The 16,849-nt window shown below is 65.6% G+C and carries 12 protein-coding genes; 7 read left to right on the forward strand and 5 right to left on the reverse strand.

The genetic code is table 11. The features are described 5' to 3' along the window. Positions 1-5: 5 nt before the first annotated feature. The 5 genes from EH199_RS00325 to EH199_RS00345 all read left to right on the forward strand — a co-directional run bounded on the left by EH199_RS00325 (position 6) and on the right by EH199_RS00345 (position 4,722). Positions 6-395: a GxxExxY protein gene (locus EH199_RS00325; RefSeq protein ID WP_206694597.1), complete on the forward strand. Its 390-nt coding sequence runs from the start codon at positions 6-8 to the stop codon at positions 393-395. A gap of 50 nt (positions 396-445) precedes the next feature. Next, positions 446-1,210: a 3-oxoacyl-[acyl-carrier-protein] reductase gene (fabG, locus tag EH199_RS00330; protein WP_124807302.1), complete on the forward strand. Its 765-nt coding sequence runs from the start codon at positions 446-448 to the stop codon at positions 1,208-1,210. Between the two features lie 5 nt (positions 1,211-1,215). Continuing rightward, positions 1,216-1,761, forward strand: a complete 546-nt coding sequence (locus EH199_RS00335; RefSeq protein ID WP_124807303.1) for a hypothetical protein — start codon at positions 1,216-1,218, stop codon at positions 1,759-1,761. Between the two features lie 238 nt (positions 1,762-1,999). Next, positions 2,000-3,127, forward strand: coding sequence for a DNA polymerase III subunit beta (gene dnaN / locus EH199_RS00340; RefSeq protein ID WP_124807304.1), 1,128 nt, complete (start codon positions 2,000-2,002; stop codon positions 3,125-3,127). Between the two features lie 152 nt (positions 3,128-3,279). Next, positions 3,280-4,722 (forward strand): methyl-accepting chemotaxis protein, encoded by a 1,443-nt coding sequence (locus tag EH199_RS00345; protein WP_124807305.1) that lies wholly within the window; start codon positions 3,280-3,282, stop codon positions 4,720-4,722. Between the two features lie 13 nt (positions 4,723-4,735). Here EH199_RS00345 and EH199_RS00350 read toward each other — a convergent pair whose 3' ends face one another. The 4 genes from EH199_RS00350 to EH199_RS00365 form a co-directional block, all read right to left on the reverse strand. Further along, positions 4,736-5,743: an NAD(P)-dependent alcohol dehydrogenase gene (locus EH199_RS00350; protein ID WP_124807645.1), complete on the reverse strand. Its 1,008-nt coding sequence runs from the start codon at positions 5,741-5,743 to the stop codon at positions 4,736-4,738. 5 nt (positions 5,744-5,748) lie between these two features. Then, positions 5,749-7,512 carry an amidohydrolase family protein gene (locus EH199_RS00355; protein ID WP_124807306.1) on the reverse strand — a complete coding sequence of 588 codons (1,764 nt, stop codon included), beginning with the start codon at positions 7,510-7,512 and terminating at the stop codon, positions 5,749-5,751. 156 nt (positions 7,513-7,668) lie between these two features. Continuing rightward, positions 7,669-8,964 carry an FAD-dependent oxidoreductase gene (locus EH199_RS00360; RefSeq protein WP_124807307.1) on the reverse strand — a complete coding sequence of 432 codons (1,296 nt, stop codon included), beginning with the start codon at positions 8,962-8,964 and terminating at the stop codon, positions 7,669-7,671. 76 nt (positions 8,965-9,040) lie between these two features. Continuing rightward, the gene (locus EH199_RS00365; protein WP_124807308.1) at positions 9,041-9,829 is read right to left on the reverse strand and encodes an alpha/beta fold hydrolase; all 789 of its coding nucleotides are present in this window, start codon (positions 9,827-9,829) and stop codon (positions 9,041-9,043) included. 207 nt (positions 9,830-10,036) lie between these two features. Between EH199_RS00365 and EH199_RS00370 the strand changes: the two genes are divergently transcribed. Further along, on the forward strand, positions 10,037-12,691 hold the full coding sequence (locus tag EH199_RS00370; RefSeq protein WP_124807309.1) for an EAL domain-containing protein: 2,655 nt from the start codon (positions 10,037-10,039) through the stop codon (positions 12,689-12,691). Positions 12,692-12,735: 44 nt separating this feature from the next. Beyond that, on the forward strand, positions 12,736-14,553 hold the full coding sequence (gene lepA, locus EH199_RS00375) for a translation elongation factor 4 (protein WP_124807310.1): 1,818 nt from the start codon (positions 12,736-12,738) through the stop codon (positions 14,551-14,553). A 28-nt stretch (positions 14,554-14,581) separates the two neighbouring features. Here lepA and EH199_RS00380 read toward each other — a convergent pair whose 3' ends face one another. After that, a complete protein-coding gene (locus EH199_RS00380; RefSeq protein ID WP_124807311.1) occupies positions 14,582-16,615 on the reverse strand; it encodes a TonB-dependent receptor in 2,034 nt (677 codons plus the stop codon). Between the last annotated feature and the right edge of the window lie 234 nt (positions 16,616-16,849).

Consider the following 16,849-nt stretch of genomic DNA (forward strand, 5'->3'; position numbering starts at 1 on the left):
GGGTGTTGGACATTAATGACGTCAGCGCCGCCGTGGTGGGGGAAGCGATCAAAGTTCATCGGGAACTTGGGCCGGGCCTGCTTGAAAGCGTTTATGAAGTGGTACTTGCGGCAGGTCTCCAACGCTCTGGCTTCAAGGTGGCAAGGCAGGTTCCTGTGGCGATCGAATATGACGGTTTGAGGCTTGAAGGGGCATTCCGTGTCGATCTTCTGGTTGACGATCGACTGGTCGTGGAGATCAAGGCCGTCGAGCAATTGACGAAGGTCCATGCGAAGCAGTTGCTGACCTATCTGCGGTTGATGAGGCAGCCCGTCGGGCTGCTTTTAAACTTCTCGGGTCTGACAATGAAAGAAGGCATTCGCAGGCTCGTGAACGACTATCGGCCAACCGGCTGAATCTCCGCGTTCTCAGCGAACTCTGCGCGAACAAAAAAATGGAGCAATCGATGGAACACCGCCTTTTCGACCTTACCGGCATGACCGCCCTTGTTACCGGCGCCGCCGGCGGCATCGGGTCGGCGATCTGTCATGCGCTGGCGCGGCAGGGCGCGCGGCTGGCGCTGTCGGGCACCAATCCCGGCAAGCTGCGCGCGTTCCGCGAGGAACTGAACGATACGTATGGCCACGATCACGTGGAGATCACCTGCGATCTTTCCAACACCGAGCAGGTCGAGCGTCTGGTGCCGGCCGCGCTCGATACGCTCGGCAAGCTGGATATCCTCGTCAACAACGCCGGGATCACGCGCGACAACCTGGCGATGCGGATGAAGGACGAGGAATGGGACGCGGTGATCCGCGTCAACCTGGAAGCCGCCTTCCGCCTGATGCGCGCCTCGGCCAAGCCGATGATGAAGGCGCGCTTCGGCCGGATCGTCACGATCACCAGCGTCGTCGGTGCCACCGGCAATCCGGGGCAGGTGAACTACGCCGCCGCAAAGGCCGGGCTGGTCGGCATGTCCAAGTCGCTGGGGCAGGAACTCGCCAGCCGCAACATCACCGTCAACTGCGTGGCGCCGGGCTTCATCCGCACCGCGATGACCGACGTGCTGCCCGATGCGCAGAAGGACGCGCTCAACGCTCGTATCCCGATGGGGCGCATGGGTGAGGGCAGCGACATCGGCGCGGCGGTGGCCTATCTCGCATCGAAGGAAGCGGGCTACGTGACGGGCCAGACGCTGCACGTGAACGGCGGCATGGCGATGCTTTCCTGATCGCGATGCGGCGACCGTTTGCGGAGTTGCTGGCCCGTGCCGCTGTCGTCCTGGCGATGGTGACGGCGCTGGCGGGCGTGCCGGCGCAAGCCCGTTCGCCCGAGGCTCTGGCCTGCGCGGTGCAGCGTGCGCCGGCCGGGCTGGACGCACGGCTGGCCGATGCGATGCTGGCGCAGCAGTCCGACGGGCCGGCGTTGCGCGATCTGCAGAACGTGGTTGATCGCTGCGGCGACGATCAGTTTATGGACGATGCGGCGCGCAAGGCCTACTTTTCCTATGCCATGGGGCGCATGGCGCGCGATGTGCTGGGAGACCGGCTCCAGGCCGCTGGCGTGCCCCATGCCCTGATCGACGACGCGCTGGATATCGGCCCCGGCAAGGCCAACAACCCGGCGGAGCAGATCACCCAGGGCGATCTGCGGCGGATCACCATCGCGATGACGGATGCGGGGATCAACCCGGCCTCGGTCACGCCAGAGGCATGGGCGCTGATCAACGCCTACATCTCGGCCACGGCGGCGATGTTCGACGGGCAGCGCAAGCTCGAATAGTTACCGCAACCTTGCTCTTCCCCAAGCTTTTGCGCCATTTATGCACAGCTTCCGCCCGAACGGGGCATGGGCGGCTTGCCCAAGCGGTCCCGTGCGTTAAGGAAGGTGGTCCGAACCGGAGCCGAACCGTGCGATTCCGCGCGATAAGGCCGTTTACACAGCCCGGCGGATGTTGATGTTGCGACTGCACCCATTGCAGTGACATGGCGTCCGGCCGACTGGGGGGATCGAGACGAGAATGAAGGCGACGATCGAACGCGCAACCCTGCTGCGGTGCCTGTCCCACGTGCAATCGGTGGTGGAACGGCGCAACACGATCCCGATCCTGTCGAACGTGCTGATCGAGGCCGCGCCGGATGCCACGGTGCGCCTGATGGCCACGGATCTTGACCTGCAGATCGTGGAAACCATGCCCGCCGCGTCGGTGGACCAGCCCGGCGCGATCACCGTGTCGGCGCACCTGCTGTTCGACATCGCGCGCAAGCTGCCCGATGGCAGTCAGGTGAGCCTGGAAACGGCGGACAACCGCATGGTCGTGAAGGCCGGGCGCAGCCGCTTCCAGCTGCCCACGCTGCCGCGCGACGATTTCCCGGTGATCGTCGAAGGCGATCTGCCGACCAGCTTCGAGATTCCGGCGCGCGTGCTGGCCGAACTGATCGACCGTACCCGCTTCGCGATCTCGACCGAAGAGACGCGCTACTACCTCAACGGCATCTTCCTGCACGTTTCGGACGAGGCCCAACCGGTGTTGAAGGCGGCGGCGACCGACGGGCACCGTCTGGCGCGCTACACGCTGCCGCGCCCGGATGGTGCCGAAGGAATGCCGGACGTGATTATCCCGCGCAAATGCGTGGGCGAGCTGCGCAAGCTGCTGGAAGAAGTGCTCGATACCAGCGTGCTGATCGATCTTTCCGCCAGCAAGGTGCGTTTCACGCTGGGCGGTGAGAACGGCGTGGTGCTGACCAGCAAGCTGATCGACGGCACGTTCCCCGATTACAGCCGCGTCATTCCCACCGGGAACGACAAGCTGCTCCGGCTCGATCCGCGCAGCTTCTTCGAAGGCGTGGACCGCGTGGCGACGATCGCTACCGAAAAGACCCGCGCGGTGAAGATGGCGCTGGAAACCGATCGTGTGACGCTGTCGGTCACCAGCCCGGACAACGGCACCGCGGCCGAAGAACTCCCGGCCGACTATACCGCGCAAGGCTTCGAGATCGGCTTCAATGCCAATTACCTCAAGGATATCCTGAGCCAGATCGACGGCGATACGGTGGAACTGCACCTGGCCGATGCGGGCGCGCCCACGCTGATCCGCAAGGACGAGAAAAGCCCTGCGCTCTACGTGCTGATGCCGATGCGCGTCTGATCCAGCGCATCCGTTCCGGAACCATCAAGCCCCGCAAGCTCGCGCTTGCGGGGCTTTTCGCGTCTGGAAGTCCGGAAATATCCCTATGCCGGCGTTGAGGCGGACTGAAGCACCGTCGGATAAACCGGCGCCGGCACAGGAGGAATTAGGCCGTGGACGACAAGCGACAGGACTTCAGCAGGAAGATTGCCTTCTTCGATATCGGGGAGAAGGAGCAGACGCATTTTCCCGCGATTTTGCGCGCTCTGGCGAAGCATGCGCCGCCTGCGCTGGACCGGCTTTACGATGGCATCGCGGCCGAACCTTCGCTTTCCGGCTTCTTCAGTTCGCAGGCGATGGTGGAACACGCCAAGCAGAAGCAACTCGATCACTGGCGCCAGATGTTCGAGGGCCGGCCTGATGACGCCTACAACGCGCGGGCACGCCGCATCGGAAACATTCATGCGAAGATCGGGTTGGAGCCGGGGTGGTACATCGGTGCCTATGCGGGGGTGCTGGCCGATGTGATCGTGGCGATGGCGGCTGGTTCCGGCCTTGGCGTGACCGGATCGCGCAAGCTGGGCCAGGCGATCAGCGCCATGCTGAAGATGGCCATGCTGGACATGGAAATCGCGCTTTCGACGTATTTCGATGTCGCCAACGCGGCGTTGCGCAGCTCCGTGATCGACAAGCTGGGCGAGTCCCTGCGCAAGATGACCGACGGCGATTTCACCGCCGCGCTGACCGACCTTCCGCGCGAGTTCGTCGAGCTTCAGAACGATTTCGAAACGATGTGCGAAAAGGTGCGCGTTGCGCTTTCCGCTGTCTCCGAAACCGCCCAGAACGTTGACCTTGGCGCGCGGGAAATCCGCGAGGCATCGCACGATCTGGCGACGCGCACCGAAGAGCAGGCCGCTTCGCTGGAAGCGGCGTCCTCTTCGATGACGACGCTGGCGAGCAGCGTGCAGACGACGGCAGAAGACGCCTCGCACATGCGCGATTCCGTCCAGCAGGCGCACAACGATGCCCAGCAGGGGGGCGCGGTGGTGGGAGAGGCGGTCCACGCCATGAACGACATCCATCGTTCCGCGCAGGAGATCGGCAAGATCATCTCGGTGATCGATGGCATCGCGTTCCAGACCAATCTGCTCGCGCTCAACGCGGGCGTGGAAGCCGCGCGCGCGGGCGATGCGGGGCGCGGATTCGCCGTCGTTGCCAACGAAGTGCGCGCGCTGGCACAGCGATCGGCGGAAGCGGCGCTCGATATCAAGAAGCTTATCGGGGAAAGTTCGGTCCAGGTCGAACGCGGTGTGGAACTGGTCGGCCAGTCCGGCGACACGTTCGCGCGGATCGTCACCAAAGTTGGCGAGATCGCGGATCTTGCCAACAACATCGCGACCGTAGCCGGTGAGCAGGCGAACCACATCGGCCAGACGCGCGAGACGGTGCGCGAACTCGACGTGATGACCCAGCAGAACGCCGCCATGGTGGAAGAGGCGACCGCCGCCGCGCGCAATCTGGCCGGGGAGGCCGATCGCATGGCCGAACTGGTCGGACACTTCGTGCTCGATGCGAACAGGGGCGGCTACCCGCGCCGAATGGCGCGGGCGGCCTGATTCCCCACGCCGGTCAGATATCGACGATGATCTTGCCGAAGTGCGCGCCGCTCGCCTGATGCCGGAAAGCGTCGGCCAGCGCGGCCAGCGGGAAGCGGCGATCGAGCACGGGCCGAATGCCGTTGGCCTCCACGCCGGCGATCATCGCCAGCTGGTCTGCCCGCGATCCGACCGTCAGCCCCTGCACGCGCAGGTTCTTGGCCATCAGCAGCGCGGTCTGCACCGGCCCGGCAAAGCCTGCCAGCACGCCGATCAGCGCGACATGGCCGCCCACGCGGGCCGCCATCATCGACTGGTCGAGCGTTCCCGCCCCGCCGATTTCGACCACGGTATCCACGCCGCGCCCGCCGGTCAGTTCGAGCGCCTTGACGCCCCAGGCGGGCACCTCGCGATAGTTGATGGTTTCGTCCGCACCCAGCGCGCGCAGCCGTTCCAGTTTCTCGCCCGAGGAACTGGTGGCGATTACCCGTGCCCCGGCGGCCTTGGCGAACTGGAGCGCGAAGACCGAGACGCCGCCCGTGCCCTGCACCAGCACGGTATCGCCCGGCTTGGTCGCGCCATCGACGAATAGCGCGCGCCACGCGGTGAGGCCCGCGCATGTCAACGTGGCGGCTTCGGCGTGCGAATAGCCCGCCGGCGCGCGGGTGAACCAGTGCGCCGGCACGACCACGTCGGTCCGCGCATAGCCGTCGATCCCGTCGCCGGGGACGGTGGTGAACGCGCTCGACGGGGGCGGCCCGCTGTCCCAGTCGGTGAAGAACGTCGACACTACCGCATCGCCCACAGCGACGCTCCGGACGCCATCGCCCACGGCCACGACTTCGCCCGCACCGTCCGACATCGGAATGCGCCCGGCGGCGGCGGGCAACATGCCCGTCACCACCGCGAAATCGTGGTAGTTCAGGGACGAGGCAGCCAGGCGCACGCGGATATGCCCCGGCCCCGGCGCGCCGGGATCGGGAAGGGTATCGGCGTGCAGGCTGTCCAGAGTGGCGGGCGCGCCGATGCGGATCGCCTGCACGTCGCTCATTCGGCGGCCTCCAGCGCTTCCACGCGCTGCGGTCCGCGCACCAACCCGCCCGGCGTCGCCCCGGTCCACGCGCCCTTGCGGAATGTCACCACGCCGGACTTGATCGTCGCGTCATAGCCCTCGGCCTTCTGAAGCAGGCGCTTGCCGCCCGCCGGCAGATCGAAATCGAGCCAGGGACGCAGCAGCTTCAGGTTGTCGAAGTCGATCACGTTGATGTCCGCCATGTAGCCCGGCGCGAGCACCCCGCGATCGTCGAGGCCATAGAGCCGCGCGGTATCGTGGCACTGGCGCTTGACCGCGTGTTCGAGCGTGAGCCGGCCCTCCTGGCGATCCTTGGCGCGCTTGCGATCGCGCACCCAGTGCTGGAGCATGAAGGTGGGGCTGGCCGCATCGCAGATGGTGCCGCAGTGCGCGCCGCCGTCCGACAGCGAATTGACGCAATCGTCGCGGGCCTGCAGCGCTTCCAGGAAATCGAGATTGCCATCGGCATAGTTCAGGATCGGCAGGTAGATGAAGCCGGTGCCGTCCTGCTCCATCATCAGATCATAGGCATAGGCATCCGGCGTCACGCCCCGTGCCGCCGCGCGCGCGGCGATGCTGGCTTCGGCCTGCGGTTCGTAATCGAAATCGTCGTCCATCTGGTACTGGTTGAACCAGCCTTCCGCGATCATGCGGAAGAGGTGGATGATGTCGCTCTCCGGATAGACATTGGCTTCGGCCAGCAGCTTCTCGCGGAACGCGGGGTCTTTCAGGCGGGCAAGCTGTTCGTCCCACGGCAGATCGGCAATGGCGATGTAGCTCGGGCGGAAGCGGAACGGGTGCACCGTGCCGCGCCAGGCCATGACGATGCCGTTCCCGCGCAGCGCGATCTGGGCGACGATGTTGGCGCCTTGCGCGTTCTGGCGCTCCATTTCAGCGATCTGTTCCGACAGCGGCAGCTCCTTGGCGATCGACTGGAGCGCGGCGAACGTTACCGGCAGCCCGGTTTCGCGGCTGATCGCACCCATCCAGCCGAATTCATCCCATTCGCGCTTCATGTCGGAGGCGATTTCGAACACGCCATGGCCCACGCGACCCATGGCACGGCCGATGCGGATCAGTTCCTCGGCCGTGGCGGTGGTGCCGGGCACGAGTTCGCCATCGACCGACTTGTGGATCACGGTGCGGCTGGTGGAAAAGCCCAGCGCCCCGGCGCGCACGCCTTCCTCCACGATCGCGGCCATGCGATCCATGTCCTCGTCGGTCGGCACGGCGCCGGGCCGTTCGCGATCGCCCAGCACATAGGCGCGCACCGCGCCGTGCGGAACGTGGGTGGCAACGTCCACGCTGCGCGGCAGGCGCTCCAGTGCGTCTAGATATTCGGGGAAGGTTTCCCAGTCCCACTTCATGCCTTCGGCCAGCGCGGTGCCGGGGATGTCCTCCACGCCTTCCATCAGGCCGATCAGCCAATCGTGCCGGTCGGGCGCGGCCGGCGCGAAGCCCACGCCACAGTTGCCCATGACCACGGTGGTCACGCCGTGCCAGGACGAGGGCGCCATTTCCGCGTCCCACGTCGCCTGACCGTCATAATGCGTGTGGATGTCGACCCAGCCGGGCGCGACCACGCAGCCGCTGGCGTCGATTTCCTCGGCGGCATCGCCATGCACGGTGCCGACGGCGGCGATCAGCCCGTCGCGCACGGCGACATCGCCCTTGAAACGCGGACGGCCCGTGCCATCGACGATCGTGCCGTTGCGAATGATGAGATCGTATTGGGGCATGCGCTTGCTCCTCTCCCCGCGCGGCCGCGTGTAGTCAGGAGCGGGCCGTCGCGTTTAACCGTGTGATTAACGCACGTCTGTACGCAGTGGTCAATCCGTTGCGTGCCGCAACTGATCGGAAGGGCACGCGGCTTCGCCGCATCGCGGAGCGGTGCGTCAGCCTCGCGCGCGGATCATGTCCGCCACATCCACGAACTTCTCGCGCGGGGCACCGCTGCGCGCGCGCGCCGATTCGGCTTCCTCGATGCGTTTCCAGTCGCGGAACGTCACCACATCGAGCTTGCGCGTTTCGGCCAGCGCGTCGAATCCGGCGCGCCCCGCCTTGCCCGCACCTTCACCTATGTCTGCGGCGATCTGTTCGATGATCGCGAATCCGTCCGGACGGTTGGTACCTATCGTGCCGGAAGGCCCGCGTCTGGCCCAGCCGACGCAATAGAGGCCGGGCAGGATGCGCCCCTCGTCGTTGGCGAAGCGGCCCGCCCGTTCGTCGAAGGGAACGCCCGGAACGGGCACGGTGCGATAGCCGATGCAACTGACCACCAAGCTGGCCGGCAGCTCGTAAAACGCGCCGGTGCCGACCGCGCGGCCGTCTTCGATACGCGTCCGTTCGACCTCGATCGCCTCCACCTTGCCATTGCCGAGCAGGGCGCGAGGTGCGGCGAAGAAATCGAATTCGATGGCGATGTCCGCGCCAGCGGCGCTGTTGTGCGCAAAGGCGCGCAGGTGGTTGACGGATTTGCGCAGGCCTGGCTCCAGCAAGGCGTCCTCGGCCTCGTCCGGCATGTCTTGCGGATCTACCGCGGGCGTGCCGCGCGAAAGATGGCCAAGTTCGCCCAGTTCCTTGGGAGTCATCATGATCTGGTGCGGGCCGCGCCGGCCCAGGATGACGATCCGCCGCAGCTTCGAAACATCGAGCGCGTCGAGCGCGTGCGCCACGATGTCGCTCCCGGCGAATTCGTCGCGCGTCTTGGACAGGATGCGTGCCACGTCGAGCGCCACGTTGCCCATCCCGATCACCACGGCGGTCTCGCCTGAAAGATCGGGCGCGAGCGAGGTGAATTCGGGGTGGCCGTTATACCACCCGACGAAAGCCGCGCTGCCGAAGACATTGCCCAGCCGATCGCCGGGCAGGTCGAGCGGCCGGTCACGCGGGGCGCCGGTGGCGAGGACCACCGCGTCGTAGAAGCCGCCCAGCTCCTCGATGCTCACGTCCTGGCCGATGGTGACGTTCCCCACGAAGCGCACGTTGTCCGACAGCGCCGTCTGCTCATAGCGGCGCGAGACGCCCTTGATCGACTGGTGATCGGGCGCAACGCCGGTGCGGATCAGGCCGAACGGAACGGGCAGGCGGTCGAATATGTCGACCTTTACATCTTCGCCCCACTGCTTGAGCGCGGCTTCGGCGGTGTAGTATCCGGCGGGACCGGAACCGATAATGGCGATGTGCCGCATTCATTCTCCCGCGCTTGTCCTGCTCGTTTTGCCGGATGCTAGCGCGCGACGGGGAAAAGGGAAGCGGCGTGTGCGGTCAGCCCTTGCGGGCGGCGGCGTCCAGAAACGTGCGCACGCGATTCCCGAAGGCAACCGGATCGGACAGCATGAACAGGTGCCCGCCGCCGCGAAACATTTCGAGCTGGCTGCCGGGAATGGCATTGTGGAGGAAGTGCGAATTGGCGGGCGGGATCAACTGATCGTCCTCGTCCGCCATGATCAGCGTGGGCGGGGAGATCAGCGGCAGGAAGGGAACGCTGCTCCACGCGCCGAACGCGGTCATCTGGCAGGCCCAGCCCAGTGGGGAGGGCGCCTTGGCGGCGTTCAACGACACGCTGCCGCGCCCACCGCCGTTGTAGAGCGAGGCCAGGTTGCGGCGCAGCGCCCGTTCCACCGTATATTCCATCGGATCGACGAGGTGGCTGAACATCGAACCGTTGGCAGGCACCATCGTCGCGCCGCCCGATGCGGTGGCGGCCAGGATCAGGCCACCGGTCTTGGCGCGGTGCTGGAACGCGAACTGCTGCGCCACCGCGCCGCCCCAGCTGATGCCGGCAATGTCGGCACGGTCGATCCGCAGCCGATCGAGCAACGTCGCCAGGGTCAGCGCCATGCAGGGGATGGTATAGGGGAAGACGGGATCGGGCGACTTGCCGATGCCCGGCATGTCGATGCTGATGATCCGGCGATCGTCCAGTTCCCGCGCCACCGGCTCCAGCAATTCGATGTTCATGCCGATGCCGTTCAGCAAGACCAGCGGTCGCCGCCCTGAGGCTTCGCGATGCCATTGCCCCATGCGAAGCCGCCGTCCGGCAACGCCGATCATCGAAAATTCCGCTGTACCCGACACGAACCGAAACCCTGCCTCCGCAAACCGGCGCCGGATTAGCATGCCGGGACCGCACGAGAAAGGGCGGACCGAAGCCGTTTCCGAGGCGCGCCGCTTAACCGTTTCTCAAAGCAAATCGGGCAATCGGGGCCAATGCCCGATCTTGAAAGTTCCCGCTTGCAGTTAGCTTCTCAAACCGAGGAGATGCCGCCCGTTGGCGTGCGCGATTTCGCGCGAACGCATCGCCGTCGGGACCGGACGAGTCCGGTGCAGGATGGCACCGCGATGTCGAACTTCCTGTTCGGGGTGGGGCGCGAGAACAACCTGATCGCCAAGGAATGGCCGCAGATGGGCATCGCCATGCTCGGCGGCATGGTGGCGCTCACGGGGCTTAACATGGTGGTGCCGCCTCTGGTGCCGACGGTCCTGGCCGGCATCGCCATCGTGGTGGCGTTCTGTTCGGTGTACGCGGTGCGGCTGGAACAGACCAAGCGGCTTTCCACCGGCCAGCGGATGAGCCTGATGGGCCTGGTCATCGGTCTGCCGATGATGCTCTATGGCTCCGCCATCGGCCTGCTGGCGATGGCCGGCTTGATGCCGTGGCTGCAATGCCTGGCGGTGCTGGTCACGATTTCGCTGCTGGCGAGCGTGACCGAATCCGGGCGGCTTGCAGGCGTGCTTGTCGCGCAGATCGCGATGTGGTCCGGCGTCACGTGCGTGGCCAGCCGTATTGGCGGCTTCACCACGCTGGCGATCGGCACGGTCATCACAGTCATCGCCTTCCTGCGCCAGCGCCAGATCGAACGGCTCGCGCAGGAGCAGGCCGAAGAGGCGCAGCGCGTGCAGGCCCGCGCGCAGGAGCTCCTCGCCGAATACGAAGAGACCGGGCAGGGCTGGTTCTGGGAAACCGACCGGCGCGGGCAACTGACCTATCTGTCCGCGACCGTGGCTGAAACCGTCGGCCGCAAGACGGAAGACCTTGTCGGCAAGCCTTTCACCGACCTGTTCGACTTGTCCGAACAGTCCGGCGACGGCGAGCGCACGCTCACCTTCCACCTTTCGGCGCGCTCCAGCTTCAGCGAACTGGCGGTGCGCGCGGTGTGCCGCGACGACGAGCGCTGGTGGTCCATCACGGGCCGGCCGACCTATGACACCTTCAACAACTTCCAGGGTTTTCGCGGTTCGGGCGCGGATCTGACCGAAAAGCGCCGGTCGCAGGAACATGCATCGCGCCTGGCGCATTTCGATTCGCTTACGGGGCTGTCCAACCGCTTCCGCATCTCGCAGACGCTGGAGAAGATTCTCAACGCGCCGCAGGAGCAGCATCGGGAGTGCAGCGTGTTCCTGCTGGATCTCGACCGCTTCAAGCAGGTCAACGATACCATGGGGCACCCCGCCGGCGATGCGCTGCTCAAGCAGGTGGCGCAGCGGCTGGAGAGCACGGTGGGTGCGATGGGGCGCGTTGGCCGCCTCGGCGGCGACGAGTTCCAGGTCATCTTCCCCGGCAAGATCGATCGTGACGAATTGGGGCATCTCGCCGCGCGGGTCATCGAGGCGCTTTCGCAGCCTTATTCGCTGGAAGGCAGCCGGGTCACGATCGGCGCGTCGATCGGCATCGCGCTGGCGCCCGGCGACGGCGTGACCAGCGAGGCGCTGATCCGCAACGCCGACCTTGCGCTTTATGCGGCGAAGGACGGCGGGCGCGGCCGCTATCATTTCTATGCGGCCGACCTGCACAGCGACGCCGAGGAGCGTCGCAAGATGGAGAACGATCTGCGCGACGCCGTGGCGAACGGCGGGCTCGAACTCTATTACCAACCGGTCGTGCAGACGGCGACCGAGAAGATCACCGGATTCGAGGCGCTGCTGCGCTGGAACCATCCGCAGCACGGGTTCGTTTCGCCGGCCAAGTTCATCCCGATCGCCGAGGATACCGGGATGATCGCCGCAATCGGCGAATGGGCGCTGCGCACGGCATGCAAGGATCTGGCGCGCTGGCCCGCGAACGTGCGCGTGGCGGTCAATGTTTCGGCGTTGCAGTTCGCTAATCCGGCTCTGCCGTCTATCGTCACGCAGGCGCTGGCCCATGCGCAGGTCGATCCGCAGCGGCTGGAACTGGAAATCACCGAAAGCGTGTTCATCAACGATGACGAGGGCACCGAACAGATGTTCCGCGCGCTGAAGGCGATCGGCGTGCGCATGGCGCTGGACGATTTCGGCACCGGCTATTCCTCGCTCGGCTATCTTAAGAAGGCCCCGTTCGACAAGATCAAGATCGACCAGAGCTTCGTGCGCGGCGCAACGCAGCCAGGCAGCATCAACGGCGCCATCATCGCCTCGATCGTCAGCCTGGCCGAAGCGCTGGGGATGGAAACCACGGCGGAAGGCGTCGAGACGTTCGACGAGCTGGACCTCGTGCGCGAACTCGGGTGCAGCCATGTGCAGGGTTATATCTACGAACGGCCGCTGTCCGCGCTGGACGCCGCGGCGCGGCTGTCGACCGGCCTGATCGCGGTGGCGCACGGCCCCCGTTCCGCCCGCGCGCCGCGCCAGGCCATGCTGCGCAAGGTGGTGCTGGAACATGGCGGCCACCGCTACAACGGCACGGTTCGCAACATTTCGCAATCGGGCGCGCTGATCGAAGGGCTGTGGAACGTGCCGCCCGAGACGAGCTTCCGGTTCTATCTGTCGGAAACCTATGCCGTCACCGCGATCTGCAAATGGAGCGAGGGAGAGCGCATGGGCGTGGAGTTCGCAGAACCGCTGCACCTTGACGAAAACGGGCGGATCGCGGCGGTGGCGGTGAAGGCGGTACCGGCCGTGCAGACCGAGCCGGCGGGCCTGCGCAAGGTGGGATGACGAAGGTGGCTGACTTGTGCGCCCGCCGCTGCTAACGGCGGCGCATGACCGAGCTTGCACTGATCCGTAACTTCTCGATTATCGCCCATATCGACCATGGCAAATCGACGTTGGCCGACCGCCTGATCCAGTTCACGGGCGGCCTGACCGACCGCGAGATGAGCGCGCAGGTGCTCGATAACATGGATATCGAGAAAGAGCGCGGGATCACCATCAAGGCCCAGACCGTCCGCCTGAACTACAAGGCTAAGGACGGGCTGACCTACGAACTGAACCTGATGGACACCCCGGGCCACGTCGACTTCGCCTACGAGGTCAGCCGCAGCCTGGCCGCCTGCGAAGGCGCGCTGCTGGTGGTGGACGCGGCGCAGGGCGTGGAAGCGCAGACGCTGGCCAACGTTTACCAGTCGATCGAGCACGACCACGAGATCGTGCCGGTGATCAACAAGATCGACCTGCCCGCGGCCGAGCCCGAGAAGGTCAAGGCCGAGATCGAGGAAGTAATCGGTCTCGACGCGAGCCAGGCGGTGCTCACCAGCGCGAAGAGCGGCATCGGCATCGAGGACGTGCTCGACGCCGTGGTCGCCCGCATCCCCCCACCCAAGGGCGACCGAACCCGCCCGCTCAAGGCGATGCTGGTCGACAGCTGGTACGACCCGTACCTCGGCGTCGTCATCCTGGTGCGCGTGGTCGACGGGGTGATCAAGAAGGGCCTGCAGGTCAAGTTCATGCAGGGCGGCACCGAGCATCTGATCGACCGCGTCGGCTGCTTCACGCCCAAGCGCGAGGAACTGCCGGAACTGGGGCCGGGCGAGATCGGCTTCATCACCGCGCAGATCAAGGAGGTCGAAACCGCCAAGGTCGGCGACACGATCACGACGGTGAAGGCGGGCGCCACCGAGGCCCTGCCGGGCTACAAGGAAGTGCAGCCGGTGGTGTTCTGCGGCCTGTTCCCGGTCGACGCCGCCGACTTCGACAAGCTGCGCGAAAGCATCGCCAAGCTGCGGCTGAACGACGCTTCGTTCTCGTTCGAGATGGAATCGAGCGCGGCGCTTGGCTTCGGCTTCCGCTGCGGGTTCCTGGGGTTGCTTCACCTGGAAATCATCCAGGAGCGCCTGAGCCGTGAATACGACCTCGACCTGATTACCACCAGCCCGTCTGTGGTCTATCGCATCCAGTTGCGCGCGAGCAAGACCGACGACGCGCGTGAGATACTGCTGCACAATCCCGCCGATTATCCCGATCCGAACCGGATTGAGCAGATCGACGAGCCGTGGATCAAGGCAACGATCTACACCCCCGACGAATACCTCGGGTCGATCCTGAAGCTGTGCCAGGACCGGCGCGGCATCCAGACGGGGCTGACCTACGTCGGCGGGCGCGCGCAGGTGAATTACGAGCTGCCGCTGAACGAGGTGGTGTTCGACTTCTACGACCGGCTGAAATCGATCAGCCGCGGCTATGCCAGCTTCGACTACGAACAGATCGGACTGCGCGAGGGCGATCTCGTCAAGATGAGCATCCTCGTCAACAACGAGCCGGTCGACGCGCTGAGCATGATCGTGCACCGCGCGGTGGCCGAGGAGCGCGGGCGCGGCATGTGCGAGCGCCTGAAGGACCTGATCCCGCGCCATCTGTTCAAGATTCCGATCCAGGCTGCGATCGGCGGCAAGGTCATCGCGCGCGAGACGATTGCCGCGCTGCGCAAGGACGTCACCGCCAAGTGTTATGGCGGCGACATCACCCGCAAGAAGAAGCTTCTGGAAAAGCAGAAGAAGGGCAAGGCCCGGATGCGCGAATACGGCAACGTGCAGATTCCGCAGGAAGCGTTCATCGCCGCGCTGCGCATGGGCGAGGAATAGCAGTCCAGCGGACCCGACGGCGGTTCCGTCAGAACGCGAAACGGATCGAGGCGCGCAACTGGCGTGGCTCGACCGGGTGGATGTGCCGGTCTTCGACGCCGCCGGCGGGTTCACCCTGCAGCCGCGAGGCATAGAAATAGGTGATGTCGGCGTCCTTGGCGTCGAACAGGTTGAGCACGTCCAGCCCCAGCTTGATCCGGCCGCGCGTGTAATAGGCGCCCAGGTTGACCAGCGTGGTCGGATCGGAGCGCACACTATCGTTGTCAATCAGCGGCGCCGCACCGAAATGGCGCAACCGCAGCGAGGCGCTCAAACCCTTGCCGAAATCCACTGCCGCGCCGGCTGAAATGACGTTGCTGACCGCGTTGGGAATGAACGTGGCGCCAGGCGCGACGCCACGGAACCGTGCGCGCGTTGCGGCGGCCGAAGCATCGATCGTCAGCCAGTCGGTCGGCCGCCAGAACAGGCTGCCTTCCACGCCGTAGCGGCGGGTGGCGTCGTTCGGCTCGGTCGTGCCGCCATCGCCCACGAACACCAGCTCGGAGCCGAGGCTCAGCCAGAAGCCGACGAGCGAGGCGGTGAAGCGCGCGGTTTCCACGCGCGCGCCCAATTCCGCGCCGCGCGCCTTGACCAGTACCTGAACCCGCTCCGCCGGATCGCCGGTTGCCGGATCGACGCGGATCGACGCGCCGCGCACGTCATTGGAATGGAAGCTCTCGCCATAGTTGGCGTAGAATTCGAGATGGTCCGCCGAGCGCCAGGCCAGCGCCACCTTGGGGCTGAACAGCGCGTCCGATCCCTTGCCCGAATTGACCGGCAGCGTGCGGGCATCGACGTCGTAGCCATAGACATCGCCGCGCACGCCCAGCGTCAGGCGCAGCCGGCCGGTCAGCGCGGCGGTGCCTTCGGCATAGAGCGCGCCGGAATATTCATCGACCTTGTCCTGCCGCACGGTCCCGCTGCGCGTGCCGGCAACCGAGCTGTAGAGGCCGATCGTGCCAATATGGTCCCAGCGGGCATCGCCGCCCACCGCGAACGTTACTGGCACGCTGCCGACCGTCGCGGGCGCGAAATCGTGCCGTACCGAACCGCCGAACACGCCCCGCCGGTCGGCTTGCTGGAATTCGTCTCCGTTGACCGGATCATTCAGGAAATAGGTGAAGTTCGAGGTCAGGCGGAAATCGTAATAGAGCGCATAGGCGTTGAGCTTTGTGCCGCCCAGCGTGGCGTTGACGGTCAGCCCCAGCCGCGTGGTGCGGCCGCCCAGCGCTGGATCGATATTGCCCCAGCGGCTGATCAGCCCGCTGGCGATGGCGCGTTCGGGCACCTGATCGGTGGCGTTCCAGGTGGCGTGATAGCCGGTGAAGGAGAGGCTCCAGCCATGATTTGTCGTGCCCTGCGACAGCTTGACCAGCCCGTTCACCTTCTTGAGATCCTCGTTGAGATCCCAAGGGCCGTTGGAGCGGGTGCCATCGATCGCCACCAGCAGATCGCCATTGCCCACGCCCGCGCTGCCGGCGGCGAGCGCGCGGTAATAGCCGTACATGCCCACGGTCGCTTCGGCGATGGGACGGGCAAGGCGGCTGGCGGTAGTGAACTGCACGGTCCCGGCTGACGAGAAATCGCCCACGTCGGCGAAATAGGGGCCTTTGCGGTAATCGATCCGTTCGACCAGTTCGGGGATCAGGAAGTTGAGATCGAGATAGCCTTGCCCATGGCCATGCGTGCGCATGTTGACCGGCACGCCATCGACAAAGCCTGCGAAATCGGTGCCGTGGTCCAGGTTGAAGCCGCGCAGGAAATACTGGTTGGCCTTGCCCGTGCCCGAATGCTGCGTGGCGATCACGCCGGGTACGTTTTCCACCAGTTCGCCCACCCGGCTCAGCGGCTTGTTCTCGAAGTCCTGGTAGCCCACCACGCCCTGCGATCCGGAGATCGCGGTGCCGATCTGGGGCAGGGCACGGCCATAGACGACGATGTCGTCGCCCGGCGGGGGCGCTTCCTCTGCGGCAAACGCGGCGTGCGTGCACGCAAGGCACAAGACCGCTGCAATAGCGGCCATGGTCGTTTCGGGCACACCGTTTTGCCCGGCTCGCATTGCTTTACCCACTGCCCGCTCATTCCGCCCCATTGTATGCAGAACTTAAAAATACTTCATACTATCGGGTGTTACAACCATTATGCGTTTCTTCCACCTCTCGCCACGATCCCGCAATTTCGCGCTGTTCGTGCCGTGGTTCGGCGCTAGGATAAATGCCGCACCGCACAGCACCACGCGGACCGTGACCGAAAGAGG

The organism is Novosphingobium sp. LASN5T (assembly GCF_003856955.1).
Classification (GTDB): Bacteria; Pseudomonadota; Alphaproteobacteria; order Sphingomonadales; family Sphingomonadaceae; genus Novosphingobium.

Excerpts from the sequence above, each read along its gene's own strand:
- EH199_RS00365 (WP_124807308.1), bottom strand. The coding sequence starts at position 9,829 with ATGATCGGCGTTGCCGGACGGCGGCTTCGCATGGGGCAATGGCATCGC.
- EH199_RS00360 (WP_124807307.1), bottom strand. The coding sequence starts at position 8,964 with ATGCGGCACATCGCCATTATCGGTTCCGGTCCCGCCGGATACTACACC.
- dnaN (WP_124807304.1), top strand. The coding sequence starts at position 2,000 with ATGAAGGCGACGATCGAACGCGCAACCCTGCTGCGGTGCCTGTCCCAC.
- EH199_RS00355 (WP_124807306.1), bottom strand. The coding sequence starts at position 7,512 with ATGCCCCAATACGATCTCATCATTCGCAACGGCACGATCGTCGATGGC.
- EH199_RS00380 (WP_124807311.1), bottom strand. The coding sequence starts at position 16,615 with ATGGCCGCTATTGCAGCGGTCTTGTGCCTTGCGTGCACGCACGCCGCG.
- lepA (WP_124807310.1), top strand. The coding sequence starts at position 12,736 with ATGACCGAGCTTGCACTGATCCGTAACTTCTCGATTATCGCCCATATC.
- EH199_RS00370 (WP_124807309.1), top strand. The coding sequence starts at position 10,037 with ATGCCGCCCGTTGGCGTGCGCGATTTCGCGCGAACGCATCGCCGTCGG.
- fabG (WP_124807302.1), top strand. The coding sequence starts at position 446 with ATGGAACACCGCCTTTTCGACCTTACCGGCATGACCGCCCTTGTTACC.
- EH199_RS00335 (WP_124807303.1), top strand. The coding sequence starts at position 1,216 with ATGCGGCGACCGTTTGCGGAGTTGCTGGCCCGTGCCGCTGTCGTCCTG.